Annotated in this window: 16 protein-coding genes; 8 read left to right on the top strand and 8 right to left on the bottom strand. The window is 62.5% G+C overall.

Translation table 11 applies throughout. The features are described 5' to 3' along the window. Positions 1–33: 33 nt before the first annotated feature. From ACIPZ5_RS02990 to ACIPZ5_RS02975, 4 genes are read right to left on the bottom strand one after another with little or no spacing between them, the layout of a single operon-like run. Complete coding sequence (locus tag ACIPZ5_RS02990; RefSeq protein ID WP_343595204.1) at positions 34–1260, bottom strand: hybrid sensor histidine kinase/response regulator; 1227 nt, start codon at positions 1258–1260, stop codon at positions 34–36. After that, positions 1254–1829, bottom strand: coding sequence for a chemotaxis protein CheB (locus tag ACIPZ5_RS02985; protein ID WP_261940489.1), 576 nt, complete (start codon positions 1827–1829; stop codon positions 1254–1256). The genes ACIPZ5_RS02990 and ACIPZ5_RS02985 overlap by 7 nt, the downstream gene beginning before the upstream one ends. Continuing rightward, entirely contained in the window at positions 1826–2647 is an 822-nt protein-coding gene (locus ACIPZ5_RS02980; RefSeq protein ID WP_261940490.1) for a protein-glutamate O-methyltransferase CheR, read from the bottom strand. The genes ACIPZ5_RS02985 and ACIPZ5_RS02980 overlap by 4 nt, the downstream gene beginning before the upstream one ends. After that, entirely contained in the window at positions 2644–6111 is a 3468-nt protein-coding gene (locus ACIPZ5_RS02975) for a response regulator (protein ID WP_400806567.1), read from the bottom strand. The genes ACIPZ5_RS02980 and ACIPZ5_RS02975 overlap by 4 nt, the downstream gene beginning before the upstream one ends. A gap of 253 nt (positions 6112–6364) precedes the next feature. Here ACIPZ5_RS02975 and ACIPZ5_RS02970 point away from each other — a divergent pair, with 253 nt between their 5' ends. Beyond that, positions 6365–6715, top strand: coding sequence for a response regulator (locus ACIPZ5_RS02970; RefSeq protein WP_343595199.1), 351 nt, complete (start codon positions 6365–6367; stop codon positions 6713–6715). Between the two features lie 59 nt (positions 6716–6774). Here ACIPZ5_RS02970 and cobF read toward each other — a convergent pair whose 3' ends face one another. Then, complete coding sequence (cobF, locus tag ACIPZ5_RS02965; RefSeq protein WP_343595197.1) at positions 6775–7524, bottom strand: precorrin-6A synthase (deacetylating); 750 nt, start codon at positions 7522–7524, stop codon at positions 6775–6777. A gap of 21 nt (positions 7525–7545) precedes the next feature. Next, positions 7546–8835: an OprD family porin gene (locus ACIPZ5_RS02960; protein WP_400806563.1), complete on the bottom strand. Its 1290-nt coding sequence runs from the start codon at positions 8833–8835 to the stop codon at positions 7546–7548. Between the two features lie 359 nt (positions 8836–9194). On the opposite strand from ACIPZ5_RS02960, the gene ACIPZ5_RS02955 reads away from it, so the two are divergent. From ACIPZ5_RS02955 to ACIPZ5_RS02945, 3 genes are all read left to right on the top strand, one after another. Then, complete coding sequence (locus ACIPZ5_RS02955) at positions 9195–9554, top strand: histone-like nucleoid-structuring protein, MvaT/MvaU family (protein ID WP_261940495.1); 360 nt, start codon at positions 9195–9197, stop codon at positions 9552–9554. A 228-nt stretch (positions 9555–9782) separates the two neighbouring features. Next, entirely contained in the window at positions 9783–10310 is a 528-nt protein-coding gene (gene gloA, locus ACIPZ5_RS02950; protein ID WP_261940496.1) for a lactoylglutathione lyase, read from the top strand. Between the two features lie 97 nt (positions 10311–10407). Continuing rightward, positions 10408–10650, top strand: a complete 243-nt coding sequence (locus tag ACIPZ5_RS02945; RefSeq protein ID WP_261940497.1) for a hypothetical protein — start codon at positions 10408–10410, stop codon at positions 10648–10650. Between the two features lie 148 nt (positions 10651–10798). Here the strand turns inward: ACIPZ5_RS02945 and ACIPZ5_RS02940 are convergent, their stop codons facing one another. Further along, positions 10799–11620 carry a shikimate 5-dehydrogenase gene (locus tag ACIPZ5_RS02940; protein WP_343595188.1) on the bottom strand — a complete coding sequence of 274 codons (822 nt, stop codon included), beginning with the start codon at positions 11618–11620 and terminating at the stop codon, positions 10799–10801. A 161-nt stretch (positions 11621–11781) separates the two neighbouring features. On the opposite strand from ACIPZ5_RS02940, the gene ACIPZ5_RS02935 reads away from it, so the two are divergent. The 3 genes from ACIPZ5_RS02935 to pbpG all read left to right on the top strand — a co-directional run bounded on the left by ACIPZ5_RS02935 (position 11782) and on the right by pbpG (position 13569). Then, the gene (locus ACIPZ5_RS02935; protein WP_313712290.1) at positions 11782–12123 is read left to right on the top strand and encodes a hypothetical protein; all 342 of its coding nucleotides are present in this window, start codon (positions 11782–11784) and stop codon (positions 12121–12123) included. 94 nt (positions 12124–12217) lie between these two features. Beyond that, entirely contained in the window at positions 12218–12400 is a 183-nt protein-coding gene (locus ACIPZ5_RS02930) for a hypothetical protein (protein ID WP_313712289.1), read from the top strand. Between the two features lie 242 nt (positions 12401–12642). After that, complete coding sequence (pbpG, locus tag ACIPZ5_RS02925; protein WP_261940501.1) at positions 12643–13569, top strand: D-alanyl-D-alanine endopeptidase; 927 nt, start codon at positions 12643–12645, stop codon at positions 13567–13569. Between the two features lie 69 nt (positions 13570–13638). Here the strand turns inward: pbpG and ACIPZ5_RS02920 are convergent, their stop codons facing one another. Then, positions 13639–14079: a hypothetical protein gene (locus tag ACIPZ5_RS02920; protein ID WP_343595181.1), complete on the bottom strand. Its 441-nt coding sequence runs from the start codon at positions 14077–14079 to the stop codon at positions 13639–13641. A 200-nt stretch (positions 14080–14279) separates the two neighbouring features. On the opposite strand from ACIPZ5_RS02920, the gene ACIPZ5_RS02915 reads away from it, so the two are divergent. Further along, the gene (locus tag ACIPZ5_RS02915) at positions 14280–15614 is read left to right on the top strand and encodes a SidA/IucD/PvdA family monooxygenase (RefSeq protein WP_343595179.1); all 1335 of its coding nucleotides are present in this window, start codon (positions 14280–14282) and stop codon (positions 15612–15614) included. Positions 15615–15779: the final 165 nt, after the last annotated feature.

The following is a 15779-nucleotide window of genomic DNA, read 5'->3' as shown; positions in this document are numbered from 1 at the left end:
GAAATTCATACAGTTGGCCATCTGACCCCAGGCTTATGCGGAGGTTGCCCGCAGCTGGTCGTTTTGTTCGGTTGCCCCCGCCAGCGGCAACAGCAAGCTGAACGTGGCACCTTTGCCCTCCTCGCTTTGCACCTGAATGCGTCCGCCATGGGCGTGGACGATCTGCTCGGAAATATACAACCCCAGCCCCAACCCAGCGCTGGCCTGCTGGGTGGCCACGCGCTCGAACTGCTGGAAGATCCGTTGCTGGTGGACGGCGCTGATGCCGATCCCATGGTCCTGCACCTGCACCCAGGCCATGCCGTCCTGCTCGAACACCCGCACCTGCACCGGCTGACGTTCGCCATAGCGCAAGGCATTGGACAACAGATTGGCCAGCACTTGCTCAATGCGAAACTCGTCCCACTCGCCCTGCAACGGTTCGCAACGCTGCAACTCGATGTGCGTCTCCAACGCCGTGGCCTGGGCCGCGAAATTTTCCACCAGGCCGCGAACCAGCTGGCTCAGGTCGAACGCCCTGGGCCGCAGCGACAATTTGCCGGTGCGAATGCGCGACACGTCGAGCATGTCCTCGATCAGGCGGATCAAGCTATTGATCTGCCGCTCGTCACGCTCGACCATGGCCTGCAGCTTGTCGGGGCTGAAGGCGTCGAGGTTGCCGCGCGCCAGGTGCATCTTGCGCAACTGGGCTTCCAGGATCAGGCCGTTGAGCGGCGTGCGCACCTCGTGGGCAACGATCGACATGAAGTCGTCGCGCATGCGCACCGCATGCTCCAGCTCGCCACGGGCCACCTGCAACTGGGCCAGCAGCTGCTCCTGTTCCTGGCGACTGCACTCGAGCGCCTGCAACTGCCGGTCGAGCACCTTGCGCTGGCGGTACAGGTCGACGAACACCGACACCTTGCTCTTCACCGCCAGGGTGTCGAGCGGCTTGTGCAGAAAGTCCACGGCGCCGCTCTCGTAGCCCTTGAAGGCGTAGTTCATTTCACGCCCGGCCGCGGTGACGAAGACAATCGGGATGTTGCGGGTCTTTTCCGTGCCGCGCATCAGCTCGGCCAGCTCGAAGCCGTTCATGCCCGGCATCTGCACGTCGAGAATGGCCAGGGCGAACTCGTGCTCGAGCAACAGCGACAGGGCCGCTTCCGCCGATTGCGCCTGATGCACCTCGCGGTCCTCGCCCTGGATCAGGGCGGCCAGGGCCAGCAGGTTTTCCGGCAGGTCGTCGACGATCAGCAGTTTGGCAGTGGTGTGGCTTAGCATGCGCTGGGTTCCAGGGTCGCGAGCAACTGCCCGATACCGCTCAGAGAAAGAATAAGGTCGGGCGCGTGCAGGGCCAGGGCGGCCTCCGGCATCAGCGCCACCTGTGCGTCGCGGGGATCCTGGACCACGGTCCGGCCGCCGCTGTTCTTGATGTAGGCAAGCCCTTGGGCGCCATCTTCGTTGGCCCCGGTGAGCAGCACGCCGAGCAGCCCGGGGCCAAAGGCATCGGCCGCCGAGGTGAAGAGAAAATCGATGGCCGGGCGCGAGAAATGCACCGGCTCCTCCTGGCTCAGCGACAGGCTGAAGTCGGCTTCCACCGACAGGTGATAGCCCGGCCCGGCCACGTAGATCTGCCCTGGGGCAATGGCTTCCTTGTCACAGGCCTGGCGTACCGGCCGCTGCAAGCGCCGTTGCAGCACCTCGGCCAGCTGGCTGTGGCGGTCGTCCGGCAGGTGCAGCACACACAGCACGGGAATGGCAAAACTGGCAGGCAACGCCCCCAGCACCGTGAACAATGCCGTGACGCCGCCTGCCGAGGCGCCGATGACCACCGCGTCCACGCCGTTCATGATTTGCGGTAGATCCGTTCGGGCTTGACCAACGGCTCGAAACGGTCACTGTAGGCCGAGAAGTCCACCGACTCCTTGCTGCCCAGCACCAGGAAGCCGCGGTGGCACAACGACTCGTGGAACAGGCCGAGGGCGCGGTCCTGCAGGGCCTTGTTGAAGTAGATCAGCACGTTGCGGCAGGACACCAACTGGGTTTCGGAAAACACACTGTCGGTGGCCAGGCTGTGGTCGGCGAAGGTCACATTCTCGCGCAGGCTGCTGTCCATGATGGCGTTGCCGTAGGCCGCGGTGTAGTACTCGGTAAAGTCGCGGCGGCCACCGGCCAGGCGGTAGTTTTCTGCATACTCGCGCATGCTCTGCATCGAGTAGATGCCCTGCTTGGCGCGGTCCAGTGAATGCGGGTTGATATCGGTGGCATAGATGATGGTGCGGTCGAGCAGGCCCTCTTCGCGCAGCAGGATGGCCATCGAGTACACCTCTTCACCCGTGCTGCAGCCGGCAATCCACACCTTGATCGAAGGCCAGGTGCGCAGCAGCGGCACCACTTCCTGGCGCAGCGCGAGGAAATGGCTGGGGTCGCGGAACATCTCGCTGACGGGGATCGTCAGGTACTGCAGCAGCTGCATGAACATGCCCGGGTCATGCAGCACCCGCTCCTGCAGCGCCGACACCGTGAGGCAGTCGAACTGGCGCAGAGCATGCAGGACCCGGCGCTTGATCGAAGCGCCGGAATAATTGCGAAAATCGTAGCTGTACTTGAGGTAGATCGCCTCGATCAGCAGCCGGATCTCAATGTCGGTGTTGCGCTCGCTAGTCAAATTCGCTCCAGTTGCGGCAGCCACACGCGGATCAACGAGAACAGGCGGTCCAGGTCGATCGGTTTGGCCAGGTAATCATTGGCGCCGGCCTGCAGGCAACGCTGCTGGTCGTCCTTCATCGCCTTGGCGGTAACGGCGATGATCGGCAGCTTGCGCCAGCGCGGCTGTTGGCGGATCAGGCGGGTAGCCTCGAAGCCGTCCATCTCCGGCATCATCACGTCCATCAGCACCAGGTCGATGTCATCGTGCTGCTCCAGGCGCTCGATGGCTTCACGCCCGTTGCGGCCGATCTCGACGATGGCGCCCTTGTGCTCCAGGGCACTGGTCAGGGCAAAGATGTTACGCACATCGTCGTCCACCAGCAGCACCTTGCGGCCCTCGAAGACCTTGTCGCGGCTGCGCGCGGTCTTGAGCATGCGTTGGCGTTCATGGGACAACTGCGATTCGACTTTGTGCAGGAACAGCGTCACTTCGTCGAGCAGGCGCTCTGGCGAGCGCGCGCCCTTGATGATGATCGAGCGCGAATACTTGAGCAGGTCGGCCTCTTCTTCGCGGGTGAGGTTGCGCCCGGTGTAGACGATCACCGGCGGGAACGCGCGGATATCCTCGGCGGTCATGCGCTTGAGCAGCTCGTTGCCGAGCATGTCGGGCAGTTTCAGGTCGATGATCATGCAGTCGTAGATATTGTCGCGCAGCAGCGCCAGGGCGTCCTGGGCCATGGCCACGGCGGTGATCTCGATATCGTCGTCGCCGATCAGGCGGGCGATGCTCTCGCGCTGCAGGTCGTCGTCTTCCACCAGCAGGATGTGCTTGAGCTTCTGGGTCAGCTTGGCTTCCAGGCGGGCGAACACTTCCTTGAGCTCTTCGCGGCTGGTCGGTTTGACTGCATAACCCACCGCGCCCATGTGCATGGCGGCCTCTACACGGTCTTCCACCGAGATGATGTGCACCGGGATGTGCCGGGTGGTGGCCTGCTCCTTGAGGCGCTGCAGCACGGTCAGCCCGGAATGATCCGGCAGGCGCATGTCCAGCAGGATGGCGTCGGGAACGTACTGTTCGGCCAGCTCGAAACCCTCATCGGCGCTTTGCGCCACCAGGCAGCTGTAACCCAGTTCGTGCGCCAGGTCGAAGAGAATGCGGGCGAAATTGGGCTCGTCTTCCACCACCAGGATGCAGCGATTGCCAAACGGTGCGCGCTCGCGATCATCGCTGAAGGCCGGGGCCGGGCGCTTGGACACTGCAGGCGCGGCAATCGGCGGCGCCGGCGGCAAGCTATCGACGGCCGGCCGCAAGCTCTGTGCCTCGATCTCCTCACCCTGCGATTCATAACGTTCCGGCATGAGCAGGTTGAACACACTGCCCTGCCCGAGGCTGCTGTCGACGCTGATCTGCCCGCCAAGAAGATGCGCCAGGTCGCGCGAGATCGACAGCCCCAGGCCGGTGCCACCGTAGCGACGGTTGCTGGTGCCGTCGACCTGGTGGAAGGCGCCAAAGATTGCCTGTTGCTGGTCGGCGGCAATGCCGATGCCGCTGTCACGCACCGAGAAGACGATGCCATTGCCGGCCTGATAGCCGATGTTCAGGCTGACCTGGCCGCGCTCGGTGAACTTGATGGCGTTGGACAACAGGTTCTTGAGAATCTGCTCCAGGCGCTGGCGGTCGGTGAACAGGGTGGCCGGCACTTGCGCTTCGACCGTGACCTCAAAGCCCAGGCCCTTGTGCTCGGCAAGTGGCTGGAACATGCCGCGCAGGCCTTCGACCAGGCGCTCGAGCTGGGTGTTCTCTGGGCGCACTTCGAGCTTGCCGGCCTCGACCTTGGCGATGTCGAGGATGTCGTTGATCAGGTTCAGCAGGTCGTTGCCGGCGGAATAGATGGACTCGGCGAACTTGACCTGCTCGGCGCTGAGGTTGCCCTCGCCGTTCTCGGCCAGCAGCTTGGCCAGGATCAGTGAGCTGTTGAGCGGCGTGCGCAGCTCGTGGGACATGTTGGCGAGGAATTCGGACTTGTACTTGCTCGAGCGTTGCAGGTCTTCGGCACGGGCCTGGAGTTCTTCCTGGGCCTGGCTGAGTTCGTCGTTCTTGCGGTTCAGGGCATCGGTACGTTCGGACAGCTGCTCGTTGGTCTGCTCAAGCTCCGCCTGCTGGGTTTCCAGGTGGGCCTGGGACTCCTTGAGCACGCGCGATTGCTCTTCGAGCTCTTCGTTGGCAGTCTTGAGCTCCTCCTGCTGGACTTGCAGTTCTTCGTTGAGCTGTTGGGTTTCGGCCAGCACTTCTTGAAGGCGCTGGCGGTAGCGTGCGCTTTCGATGGAGATGCCCAGGTTTTCACCGACCCGCTCCATGAACTCGTCATCACGCGCCTGCAGCGGGCGCAGAAAACCGAGTTCGATCACACCGTTGATTTGCCCGTCGTTACGCGCTGGCATCAGCAAGGCGCCCCGCGGCAGGCCGTCGCCAAGGCCCGAGCTGAGCCGGTAGTAGTCCTGCGGCAGGTCGTCCAGGCGCAGCAGGCGCCCATCGCGCACGGCTTGCGCCAACAGGCCATGGTGATCACCCAGTACCTGCTGGCGGGCCTGCTCTTCGCTGCTCAGGCCATAGCTGGCCACCCGCACCAGGCGGCCATGTTCGTCGCGCACGTAGAGCGCACCGACCACGCTGCCCAGGTAGCTGGCGAAGAAGCGCAAGATGTTGTCGCCAAGCATCGGCAGGGTCAGCTGGCCCAACACCTGCTCGGCCAGCTGGGTCTGGCCATTGCGCAGCCAGGCCTGGTGCTCCAGGCGCTCGGCGGCGCGCTGCTGAGCCTGCAGGTTCTCGCTGTAGCTGCCCGACAGGGCCAGCAGATCACGGCGGCCAAGGTAGGCGAGCAATGCGCTGAGGCCGATGATGAACAGCACAAAGATCGAAATGGCGGTCACGGTAACCGTGCTCACCTTCTCGGTACGCGCCATGCGCAGCTGCTGCTCGGTGCCGATCAGGCCGTCGAACTCCTTGCGAATCTCGTCGGTGATGCGCTTGCCGCGGCCATTGCCGACCGAAGCACGGTAGTCGCCACCGCTGCGGCGCTGGCTGATCATCTCGCCGCCGAACGCGTTCCAGGCGTTTTGCAAGGCAATCAGCCGGTCGATACGGTCGACTTGCTGGGGGTTGTCCTCGACCATGCTGCGCAGGCTCTGCAAGCTGCCAAGGATACGCGGCTTGGCTACCTCGTAGGGGTCGAGGAAGCGCTCGTCACCGGTGATCAGAAAACCGCGCATGCCGGTTTCCATGTCGATCGACAACTTGACCGCTTCGTTGGCATTGCCGATCACCCGATCAGTGTGCTCGACCCACTGCATGGCCGATAGCAAGTAGTTGATCACCGCGACGAAAGCCACGGCGCCGAGCAGGCCCACTGCCAGGGGCAAGCCGATATTTCGGCTCAACAGCTTGCGGAAGCTTTGCTGGTCCATCGAGGCTGCTTGAATCATCTGATAACGCCCGCGCAAAAAAAGTCCATTGAAAAAGAGTGGCGGCTGAAGCCTGTCAGTGCCTGCCGCTGCGCTCACCGGTCAATCAGCGAGTTTAACCCGCTTGAGCGGGTTCGGCAGGGCATTTAGCCAGTATTTGAATGCCGCGCGTGAGAATCGTTCCATCGATGTGCCACAGTCGGTATCCTCGGGAACTTCTATCACTGCCTGGCGCACAGAGTAGAGACATGCTTTTTACAACAGGAAACCCACCATGCACCTTCTGGTAGTCGAAGACGACGACATCGTACGTATGCTGATGGTCGAAGTGCTCGACGAGTTGGGCTACAGCACCCTTGAAGCGGAAAATGCCACGGCGGCGCTGAAGGTGATCGAGGACGCCAGCCAGCCACTGGCCCTGCTGATGACCGACGTGGGCCTGCCGGACATGCGCGGCGAAGCGCTGGCGGCCAGGGCCCGTGAAGTGCGGCCTTTGCTGCCGGTGCTGTTCGCCAGCGGTTATGCCGAGAGCTTTGATGTGCCCGAGGGCATGCACCTGATCGGCAAGCCGTTCAGCATCGACCAGTTGCGCGACAAGGTGGTGGAAATATTGGGTACACCTTGAGATCGGTGGCGCCTGCTTCGCGGCTTTAGCCGCGAAGAGGCCGGAAAAGGCAACCCACCTTACAGCTCCCGCCGCAGGAGGTAGGTATCCATGATCCACCCCCTGCGCAACCGTTCCCGCGCGCGCACTTCAAGAATCCTGGCCTTCACTGCCTGCAAAGGCCCGGCGATCAGCACTTCATCGTCGGTACCCAGATAAGCACCCCAGTAGATCACCAGCGCCGGATCCTCCAGCGCGGCAAACGCGCACTGCCCGTCGAGCATCACCACCACATTGTCCACCTGCCCCTGCTCGGCCAGGCGCCGCCCCGGCAGCACGGTCAGCGGCTCGCCAATGCGATTGAGCGGGATCTGATGCCGCGCCGCCAGGGCCTGCACGCTGCTGATGCCAGGGATCACCTGCAGGCGCAGTGCCACCCCGCGCTCGCGGACCAGGTCGAGAATGCGCAAGGTGCTGTCGTAGAGCCCCGGCTCACCCCATAGCAAAAAGGCGCCGACATCCTCGGCGCCCATCTCTTCGCTGAGCAACCGGGCATACAGCGCGGCACGTTGGCGGTGCCAGTCGTGCACCGCACCTGTGTAGTCGTGCGCCTCGGCATCGCGCCGCGGGTCCGCTACCTGCACCAGACGGTAGCCACCCTCGGGCCGGTAGCGCTCAAGCATTGCCTTGCGCAGTCGCACCAGCTCATCCTTGCCGGCGCCTTTGTCGAGCACGAAGAACACACTGGCGCGGCGCAGTGCCTCGACTGCCTCGACGGTGATCTGCCGCGGATCGCCCGGACCGATGCCGATCAACAGAAGGTCTTTCATGGCAGCGCCCGACATCACGACTCAGAAGATAGAGAAGTTATAGCTGACGATGACCCGCGTCTCGTCCATGTCCCGTGCCCACTTCTCGTAATTACTGCGGTACGTCGAGTTACGCAGGCGCACGCTGACATCCTTGAAGGTGCCACTCTGCACCTGGTACCTGAGCTCAGTGTCGCGCTCCCACTCCTTGCCTTGTGCATTGCTGCCCGGGACCTTGATGTGGTCACCGTTGATGTAGCGGGTGAAGAAGCTCAGGCCAGGCACGCCCAGGGCCTTGAAGTCGTAGTCGTAACGCAGCTGCCAGGAGCGCTCCTGGGCGGCGGCGAAGTCGTTGACCTGGGCGTAGTTGACCAGGTACGGATTGCTGCCATCGAGGTACGGCATGGCACTTTCGCCGTACATGCGCTGCCAGCCGGCGCTGATCTTGTGCCCGCCCAGGCTGTAGCCGAGCATGCCGCTGAAGGCACGGTGGTCGATCTCGCCGGCGCGGGCGTTGCCGATGTCATCGCTCTTGATCAGCCGCAGGTCTGCCGACAGGCTGCCAACGGCGAGCGGCTGGCTGGCGACCAGGCCCAGAAAATGCTGGCGGTAGATGTTTTCCAGCTTGGCGACCTGATACTGAGCGCTGAGCCGGTCATTGAAACGGTAGTCCAGGCCAGCCAGGTCAAAGTGGTCGGCTTCGATATTGCAGGCATAGCGCTTGTTCTTGCAATGCACGCGAATATCCTGACGATCGGTGGAGTCACGTGCGGTGTACTTGTTCAGGCGGGCCACGGTGAACTTCAGGTCGCGCACTTCTTCGGAGGTCAGCATCGCGCCATGGAACATGGTCGGCAGCAGGCGACCATCGTTGTATTTCAACAGCGCTAGGTCCGGCATCATCGAGCCGTACTTCAGCACCGTGTTGGAAACCTTGACCTTGGCCGCCAGGCCCATCTTCGCGTATTGGTCGGCGGAGTGCCGAGGGTCGTGGCCGGAAGATGGCAGCAAACCACTGTTACTGTCGGCCGGGCTGGAGTCGAGCTTGATCCCTAACATGCCCAGTGCGTCCACGCCAAAGCCGACCGGGCCCTGGGTATAACCCGACTGCACATTGAGAATGAAGCCTTGCGCCCACTCTTCACGTTTTGACGCGCCCTGGCTGGAACTGCTGTGGCCGTCACGGAAATCCCGGTTGAAATAGACCGTGCGCGCTTCGACCTTGGCACTAGTGTCTTCAAGAAAACCGGCGGCCTGGGCATGCGTGCCGGCACACACAATGAACAGGCCGGCAACACGGCGCCCGGGGGCGAGAGGAAGAGGGGAAAACATGCGAGGAAACATCCACAAGAAAGGCGAAAAAACAAATCGTGACGCACCTGCGTCACGCGAATGCGTCGCGGCCGAACATCAGCCGACCATCATCTGAAATGATCGCCCAACCGCTCTGTTCCGGGCCATTGGACCATGGTCTAGAATACCGGGCAGTCGGCTCGAAAAAGCGCCTGCATTACCGCTCGGAAAACTTGGAAAGTTCCCGCCCTACTTATAAAAAGTTTGCGGTTTACCGAACTCCTGCAAGTGTCTACACTCGATGTCAGCGAACAGTTTCACCCACCCGCGTGGCTGGCGTTTAGTCCTTGTCAATGTTCGTCACGCCCTGCCACGAAAGACGTACAGGAGTGATTACAGTGTCCAGACTTGCAGAGTTTCGTGCTGCCGAAAAAGCGCTCCAGGAACAGATGGCGCAACTGGAGGCGCTGAAAAAGGATGCCGGCCTCAAACGCGAAATCGAATTCGAGCAGAAACTAGTCGGCCTGATGAAAAGCTATGACAAAAGTCTGCGCGATATCATCGCCATCCTCGACCCCAAGGCGGTTGCCCGTGGCGCTGTCAGTGCACCGAAACAGCAGCGCCGCCCGCGCGTGGTCAAAGTCTACGAAAACCCGCACACCGGCGAGTTGATCGAGACCAAAGGCGGCAACCACCGCGGCCTCAAGGCGTGGAAAGAACAGTACGGGGCCGCTACCGTGGAAAGCTGGGTTCGCTGATGAAACGTCAACACCCACTTCACACTTTTTTCACAACGGCTGCAGCAGTATCGAGACAGCTAAAGGACTAGCGACCCCATCACGCGCCCGCACATGCGGGCCTCTAATTCCGGCGCCCTGCTCCCCCCGAGCAGGGCGCTTTCATTTGCGCAAACGCTTCACTGCCGTATCATGGCCCCCTGTCTGTTTCGCTGGCACCTGGTTGCCGGCCCCGTCTCTGGAGTACCCATGAGCCTGCACGATCTGCAAACCCTGCCTGGTGTCACCGCACAGCCAGACACCGCCACCGCACAGTTCGTCTTCAACCACACCATGCTGCGGGTCAAGGACATCGAGAAGTCGCTGGACTTCTACACCCGCGTGCTGGGCTTCCGCCTGGTCGACAAGCGTGACTTCCCCGAAGCTGCCTTCAGCCTGTACTTCCTGGCCCTGGTCGACCCGGCGCAGATCCCTGCCGACGACGCCGAGCGCCACCAGTGGATGAAGTCGATCCCGGGCGTGCTGGAGCTGACCCACAACTACGGCACCGAAAACGACCCGGATTTCGCCTATCACAACGGCAACACCGACCCACGCGGCTTTGGCCACATCTGCATTTCGGTGCCGGACGTGCGTGAGGCCTGCGCCCGTTTCGAGGCACTCGACGTGCCGTTCCAGAAGCGCCTGCAGGATGGCCGCATGAACCACCTGGCCTTCGTCAAGGACCCGGACGGCTACTGGGTTGAGGTGATCCAGCCAACCGAGCTGAAGGGCTGACCGCCATCCGCTCGCGCTCGTCGGGCCGGGAACTCCTGGCCCCTTGCTGTGGTATATGAAGGTAACCGCTTCACATGCCACAGCGAGGTAAAGGACGATGCAATCTCTTCACTGTGAATACCGCAACCACACCATCACCGCCAGCGTGATGCCCCACCCCGACTCCCCCCTGCCCTACGCCGCCGGCTGCCTGATCACCGATCCACAGGGGCACACCAGCAAGCGGATGTCGATGCCGATGAAGTTCTTCTCGGACCTCGAGAACGCTCAGCATGTGTCGTTGGCCCATGGCCGGGCATTGGTGGATGAGCAATTGGACAAGGGGCACAAAGCCTTCTGAAGACCTGCGCGGGAGCTGTAGGAGCGGCCTTGTGTCGCGAGAGGGCTGCAAAGCAGCCCAAAGATATCAGCCTTGATGCATAAATCGCTGGGGCTGCTTTGCAGCCCTCTCGCGACACAAGGCCGCTCCTACAGGAGATCGGCGTGCATCAGATATCGCGCGCAAAGGCTACCGCCGCTTCAACCTGTTCGCGGCTGGGCCGTACCCCGGTGTACAGAACGAACTGCTCCAACGCCTGCAAGGCGATCACGTCCAGCCCGGTAATCACCGGTTTGCCCAGCGCCTCGGCCCGCTGGATCAGCGGCGTGCGCGCTGGCATCGCCACCACGTCGAACACCCGCTCGGCCGCCGCGATGGCGTTTTCGCTGAAGGCCATCACCTGGGCCTGCGGCCCACCCTCCATGCCGATCGGCGTCACGTTCACCAGCATCGGCGGGCACAGGTCGCCCATTTCAGCCACCCAGCGATAGCCGCAGACATCCGCCAACTGCCGCCCGGCCTGCTCGTTGCGGGCGACGATGATGCCTTCGCGGAATCCGGCATCGCGCAGCGCACTGGCCACAGCCTTGGCCATACCGCCACTGCCGCGCAGGGCGAACGCGGTGGCAGGGTCGACCTGGTGCGCCTCGAGCAGTTGCCGCACGGCCAGGTAATCGGTGTTGTAGGCCTTCAGACGGCCAGCGTTGTTGACCAGGGTATTGACCGACTCGATCGCCGCCGCCGACGGGTCGATTTCATCGACCAGCGCCATGCAGGCCTCCTTGTACGGCATCGACACGCCACAGCCGCGAATGCCCAGCGCGCGGATGCCTGCGATTGCTGCCGGGAGGTCATCGGTGCTCATGGCCTTGTAGTAATAGTCCAGGCCGAGCTGCTGGTAGAGGTGGTTATGAAAACGCACGCCAAAGGTGCCAGGCCGACCGGCCAGGGAAATGCACAGCACGGTGTCTCTGCTGGGAGTTGTCGCCATAACCTGCTCCTTTTTCATAACTGAAACGTTTGTGCAGCGTACCAGACACAACCACTGGTCGTCCCTTACACAACCTTTACCGTTTCCCTGCGCGCGGCTTACAGAGACCGGAGTCATAGTAATAAGGCCCCGAGCGCGGGGTTACCTTGCGAGGAAGTCTCATGAACCGTCATCTCCCCGGAATCGCCCTGCTGGTCGGTGCCCTGGCCATCAGCGGGCAAGCCTCTGCCCATGGTGGCGGCGGACATGGCTGGTATGGACCAGGCCCACTGCTCGGCGCCGCCGTAGTCGGGGCCGTGGTCGGGGCGACGGTGTATGGCGGCCACGACCGCACGGTCTATGTGGAACGCCAGCCTGCCTACTATGGGCCACCGCCCGTGTATGTGCAGGCCCCGCCGCAGCCGGTGTACTACCAGCCGTACTACGTGCCGGCACCGCCGCCGCCGGCGTACCGCCCCTACTATGGCCCGCCACCGGTGTATTACGGCCCGCCACGCTGGTGACCGTTGATAAAACTGATGAGCACTATTGAGCGAGTTGATTTCAAACCGTGTCGGCTGCTGCGTAAGGTAGGGCCATGTTTCACAGGAGGTCCCCATGGCCACTATTCAGATCATGTCCGTCGTCGGCACTGCTGTCCCCGTCACCCTGCGCGAGCAAGGCCTACTGGCCTGCTGGTACCTGGTAAGCAATGGCGAAGCCGTCAGCGGCCCGCTGGCGACCCGCGCCTCGGCCCAAGCCCTGGCTGAACAGCTTCAGGCCAATTGCCTGATCGCTTGACCGAATTTGTTGTGCGTTGCTCCCTACGCCTCTTCTGACCCGCCGTCTGGCGGGTCTTTTTTTGCCTGGACGAACCGACGAACGGAGGCAGGAAAACCGATACAGCATGAAGCTTTTTTCATTTCTGTCAGCCGACTCAACGAGCAATCGACAGGCGTTCAGCCATACTCCAAAATGCATCGGTTTTTTGGGGGAAAACCCTTGCACAGCCAACGACATACCAACTTTTAGTGAGCCTCAACGTGAAAACATCCCTGTCCATCCTCAGTCTGCTGCTGTTGCTCACAGGTACCGCGACCCTTCCGTCGACCGCTGCTGCACAACCCCCGGCCCAGGTCCAACGCGACCCGTCCAAGCTGCACCTGGCGTCTGGCAGCGCCCTGCTGATCGACCTGAATACCAACCAGGAACTGTATTCGAGCCGCGCCGACCGCGTGGTGCCCATTGCCTCGGTGACCAAACTGATGACGGCGATGGTGGTGCTGGATGCCAAGCTGCCCATGGATGAGATGCTCACCATGACCATCGCCAACAACCCGGACATGAAAGGCGTGTATTCGCGCGTACGCCTGGGCAGCGAGCTGAACCGTCGGGAAACCCTGCTGATCACCCTGATGTCGTCGGAAAACCGCGCCGCCACCACCCTGGCCAACCATTACCCAGGCGGCTACCCGGCCTTCATCAAGGCGATGAACGCCAAGGCCCGCAGCCTGGGCATGGCGCACACCCGCTATGTCGAGCCGACCGGCTTGTCGACGCAGAACGTATCCACCGCCCACGATCTCGCCAAGTTGCTGATGGCATCGCGCAAGTACCCGATGCTGAGCGAGCTGTCGACCACCCGTGAAAAGACCGTGGCCTTCCGCAAGCCGAACTACAGCCTGGGCTTCCGCAACACCGATCACCTGGTGAACAAGAGCAACTGGGACATCACGCTGACCAAGACCGGTTTCACCAACGAGGCCGGCCACTGCCTGGTGCTGCTGACCAAGATGGACAACCGCCCGGTGGCCATGGTGATCCTCGACGCCTTTGGCAAGTACACCCACTTCGCCGACGCCACCCGCCTGCGCCAGTGGCTGGAGACCGGCGCAGCCAAGCCGGCTCCGGCGGTGGCCATGCAGTACAAGTCGGACAAGCACAACAAGGGGCGCCTGGCGTCGGAGTAATCTGAGGCCAACACATGACGTGTGGGAGCCGCGCACACCTGGCAGTCGCTGACAGTCGGCCGGTTCGGATCAGGCCTGGGTGTCGACCACGCCGCCAGCACTGCTGCCACCGCTTTCCTGAAGTGCTTCGAGCAACTGCGCGGTCGCCGTCATGATCTGGCCACTGAGGGTGGCGATGCTGGCCTGCTTGGCAGTGATCGCCGCCAGTTTGCTGCTGTCATCGCCCTTCTGCGCCATCAGGCGGGCCAGCTGCTGCTGCTCTTGCGCCATCTGCTTCTGCAGGTTCTTGATCATCTCGCGCAACTGCTTGATGTGCGCAGGTTCATCACTTTCACTGCTGCCCTGAGCCGCCCCTGCTGCCGCCTGGGCCTGCCCGTCGCCGCGAATTTTCGACGTGTCGACCTGGAGTGTCGTACTGCCGGCCTCGGCCTTTTCGCTGTCATTGGCCTGAAGGGTGCTGGCCGCCTGGGCCGAAGTGTTGCTGATGCTGACTGCCGCAATACTTACCATGTCATTCTCCCTGCCTTGCAATGGGTCCTTGAGTTGACCTGCGTATCGGCCGACAGTCGCAGACCTTTAGGCTCGACTGGCCGCAGGCACGCGGCCGGGCAGTAAATTCCCATTCCACTGGCTCGTTCCACCCAATGTACAAGCGCAGGCGCCGGAGCCCCGGCATGCGCCCACATTCGCCCCATTATGGAATCGCAGCCATGAGCCAGTCTGCACACCCGGAAACTATCAAGGACCTGATCGGCGTGGGCTTCGGCCCGTCCAACCTGGCCCTGGCCATCGCCCTGGAAGAACTTGCCCAAAGCCAGGGCCATGCTCTGGATGCGCTGTTCATCGACAAGCAGAAGGAATACCGCTGGCACGGCGAGACCCTGGCCACCCAGAGCGAACTGCAGATCTCGTTCCTCAAGGACCTGGTCTCGCTGCGCAACCCGACCAGCCCGTACAGTTTCGTCAACTACCTGCACCAGAAGCAGCGCCTGGCCGACTTCATCAACCTCGGCACCTTCTACCCCTGCCGCCTGGAGTACAACGACTACCTGCGCTGGGCCGCCGAGCATTTCGCCAGCCAAGCCGTGTATGGCGAAGAAGTGCTGCGCATCGAGCCTGAACTGAAGGCTGGGCGCGTCGAGCACCTGCGCCTGGTCTCGCGCGATGCGCAAGGCCGGGAATTCAGCCGGCGCACACGCTCGGTGGTGGTCGGCAGCGGCGGCACACCGAAGATTCCGGAAAAGTTCGGCGCGTTCAAGGACGACCCACGGGTCTTCCACCACTCCCAGTACCTGAGTAGCCTGAACAAACTGCCGTGCACGGCCGGCAAGCCGATGCGCATCGCGGTGATCGGCTCGGGCCAGAGCGCCGCCGAGGCCTTCATCGACCTCAACGACAGCTACCCGTCGGTCAAGGTCGACATGGTGCTGCGCGGCTCCGCCCTCAAGCCGGCCGACGACAGCCCGTTCGTCAACGAGATCTTCTCGCCAGACTACACCGACCTGGTCTACAACGAGCCGGCCGACCAGCGCGCCAAGTTGCTCGGTGAGTACCACAACACCAACTATTCGGTGGTCGACCTCGACCTGATCGAGCGCATCTACGGCATTCTCTACCGGCAGAAGGTCGCCCACCAGTTCCGCCACAACGTGCTGTGCCGGCGGCAGGTGGAAGCGGTGGTCGCCACCCGCGACGGCATCGAACTGACCCTGCGCGACCTGGCCACCGGCCAACAGCAGACTCACCGCTACGACGCGGTGATTCTCGCCACAGGCTACGAACGCCGCTCGCACCGCGACCTGCTCGCACCGCTGGCGGAGTATGTGGAAGACTTCAGCGTCGACCGCAACTACCGGGTCCTGGCCAGCCCGGACCTGCAGGCATCGGTGTACCTGCAAGGGTTCTGTGAAAACAGCCACGGCCTCAGTGACACCTTGCTGTCGGTACTGCCCTCCCGTGCCGCAGAAATCGGACAGGCGCTGTACCACGACCTGGCTCGCCAGCAAGGCAAGGCACAACCCGCCGTGGCCCTGACCAGCGCCTGATTCACGAAGCAATCAGAGCGACAGGGTGCCAAGTGCGCCCTGTCGGCATTTATGCCTCACTGAAACATTTTCTTGCATTTAATTCAGCAGGATTTTCATTCTCATTCGTCTTTTGAAGAACAGCCCTTTTTGGTTGGGCCTGTGTTCGCCACTTTTTTCAGAAGA

It is taken from the genome of Pseudomonas sp. NPDC089428 (assembly GCF_044749325.1).
Lineage (GTDB): Bacteria > Pseudomonadota > Gammaproteobacteria > Pseudomonadales > Pseudomonadaceae > Aquipseudomonas.
Note: the sequence above shows the minus strand (reverse complement) of the source record. Positions and strands in the feature narration are given on the sequence as shown.

Bases quoted from the DNA above. Each gene is read 5' to 3' on its own strand.
- ACIPZ5_RS02990 (WP_343595204.1), bottom strand. From the start codon at position 1,260: ATGCTAAGCCACACCACTGCCAAACTGCTGATCGTCGACGACCTGCCG.
- ACIPZ5_RS02985 (WP_261940489.1), bottom strand. From the start codon at position 1,829: ATGAACGGCGTGGACGCGGTGGTCATCGGCGCCTCGGCAGGCGGCGTC.
- ACIPZ5_RS02975 (WP_400806567.1), bottom strand. From the start codon at position 6,111: ATGATTCAAGCAGCCTCGATGGACCAGCAAAGCTTCCGCAAGCTGTTG.
- ACIPZ5_RS02970 (WP_343595199.1), top strand. From the start codon at position 6,365: ATGCACCTTCTGGTAGTCGAAGACGACGACATCGTACGTATGCTGATG.
- cobF (WP_343595197.1), bottom strand. From the start codon at position 7,524: ATGAAAGACCTTCTGTTGATCGGCATCGGTCCGGGCGATCCGCGGCAG.
- ACIPZ5_RS02960 (WP_400806563.1), bottom strand. From the start codon at position 8,835: ATGTTTTCCCCTCTTCCTCTCGCCCCCGGGCGCCGTGTTGCCGGCCTG.
- gloA (WP_261940496.1), top strand. From the start codon at position 9,783: ATGAGCCTGCACGATCTGCAAACCCTGCCTGGTGTCACCGCACAGCCA.
- ACIPZ5_RS02945 (WP_261940497.1), top strand. From the start codon at position 10,408: ATGCAATCTCTTCACTGTGAATACCGCAACCACACCATCACCGCCAGC.
- ACIPZ5_RS02940 (WP_343595188.1), bottom strand. From the start codon at position 11,620: ATGGCGACAACTCCCAGCAGAGACACCGTGCTGTGCATTTCCCTGGCC.
- ACIPZ5_RS02935 (WP_313712290.1), top strand. From the start codon at position 11,782: ATGAACCGTCATCTCCCCGGAATCGCCCTGCTGGTCGGTGCCCTGGCC.
- ACIPZ5_RS02930 (WP_313712289.1), top strand. From the start codon at position 12,218: ATGGCCACTATTCAGATCATGTCCGTCGTCGGCACTGCTGTCCCCGTC.
- ACIPZ5_RS02920 (WP_343595181.1), bottom strand. From the start codon at position 14,079: ATGGTAAGTATTGCGGCAGTCAGCATCAGCAACACTTCGGCCCAGGCG.
- ACIPZ5_RS02915 (WP_343595179.1), top strand. From the start codon at position 14,280: ATGAGCCAGTCTGCACACCCGGAAACTATCAAGGACCTGATCGGCGTG.